The following is a 1,522-nucleotide window of genomic DNA, read 5'->3' as shown; positions in this document are numbered from 1 at the left end:
GACCTCGTGTCCGCACGGCGGCGCCGTCGTCTTTCCGCTGGGATCCCGTACCGGCCGTCCACCCGGGACGGCCCGTACCGGATCCCGGCACCGGCCCGCCCGAGGGGGTGCGAGAGCCGGGGAGCACAGGTCCGGCATACCCGTGGTCGGCACCCCACGCCCTGAGCCCGTGACCGAAACCGCCGACGGCGAGCGGCGCGAGTGCCACCCGAGTGCCACGGGCCGTGCGCACCATGGCGGTTGACCGACGCGGCCGGGCCGCCGCCGCGCCGAGACGTCCCCCGACCGTCCCGAGGGAATCGCATCGGCACCGCGCACCCGGTGTAACCCGGGGCTCTCGGGGCTCTCGGGGCTCTCGGCGAGGAGCACCACCGCACGTACTCCGGACCGACCCCCCGGGGCCGGTCCCCCCACGACCGGTGCCACGGCAGCGGCACCGCCGCGTACCCGACGGCCGCCCGGTACCGCCGCCCACACGTCATGCACCGTGATCGCCAAGGGGGACCCATGGACGCCGCACAGCGGATCGAACGAGGACGAAGGCACGTACTGATCGGAGGGCTCGGCCTCGCCGGAGCCATGGCGCTGCCGCTCTCCCCCCTGACGGGAGTGGCACACGCCTCGACCCGGTCCCGGCACCACCCACCGTTGCCCGACGTCCCCGGTATGCACGGGGACCGTCTGGCCAACGAGTTCTGGTACCAGCTGGACGAGGCGACCTACTACCACCCGTCTCAGGAACTCAAGGACGCCTACGGGCAGGTGGGCCGGCTCTTCGGTCTGCCCTCCTTCGAGGCGGGCATGTTCTTCCACTGGTTGGAGACGAGTGCGGCGCCGGGCTATCCGGAGACGTTCATCGCGCCGTTACGGAGCATCCGCGACGCGATGGAGTTCATCTCCCGGCTCCAGATCGACCTCTTCGACACCTACTACGGCCGCGACCGGGGCGGGATCTTCACCTCCATGTCCACCCTCGCCCAAGGGGTGCTGTTCGACCCGCGCCGGGCCGCCTCGGAGTCGGAGGTCCACACCATGAACGGGCATCCCCCCCTCGCGTACCACGTCTGGCACGCGTTCCAGTACGCCAACGTGCTCATGGACATCGACCCCCGGTTCTGGCGGTCCATGATCCCCCTCAACGGCTTCGCCTGGGGGTTGCAGCTCATCGCCAAGCCCAAGCCCCGCATGGTCAATCCACCGGTTCCCGCACGGACGGTGGCCCGGGTCGCGGCCACCTGGCTGCCACGGGGCATCCGCGAGGTCGACGCCGAACTCCTCGCGTACAACCGTGAGCACCCGCCGCGCGCGGCCGCGTCCACGCCGGCCTCCCGGCCGGGGCCCGGCACCACGAACCCCGCGGCGTGACCGGCCCGCGCCACAGGGGCGGTGCCGCGGAGCGGACGTGACGGCGGAGCGAGCGGACGGGACGGCCCGGTTCCGGCGGGCCGACCGACGGCAGAGGGCCGACGCTCAGAGAAGCGTCGGCGGGCGGTCTGCGGGGAGACAGCCAGCGGTACGGAGA

The 1,522-nt window shown here is 72.7% G+C and carries 1 protein-coding gene; it reads left to right on the top strand.

Going from position 1 to position 1,522, the window contains the following annotated elements:
* Positions 1–507: 507 nt before the first annotated feature.
* Positions 508–1,365, top strand: coding sequence for a hypothetical protein (locus tag ACFVIM_RS35070; protein ID WP_384310411.1), 858 nt, complete (start codon positions 508–510; stop codon positions 1,363–1,365).
* Positions 1,366–1,522 lie beyond the last annotated feature (157 nt).

It is taken from the genome of Streptomyces sp. NPDC057638 (assembly GCF_042800315.1).
In the GTDB taxonomy this organism is placed as follows: domain Bacteria; phylum Actinomycetota; class Actinomycetes; order Streptomycetales; family Streptomycetaceae; genus Streptomyces.
Note: the sequence above shows the minus strand (reverse complement) of the source record. Positions and strands in the feature narration are given on the sequence as shown.

Coding starts and splice junctions, on each gene's coding strand:
- ACFVIM_RS35070 (WP_384310411.1), top strand. CDS start 508: ATGGACGCCGCACAGCGGATCGAACGAGGACGAAGGCACGTACTGATC.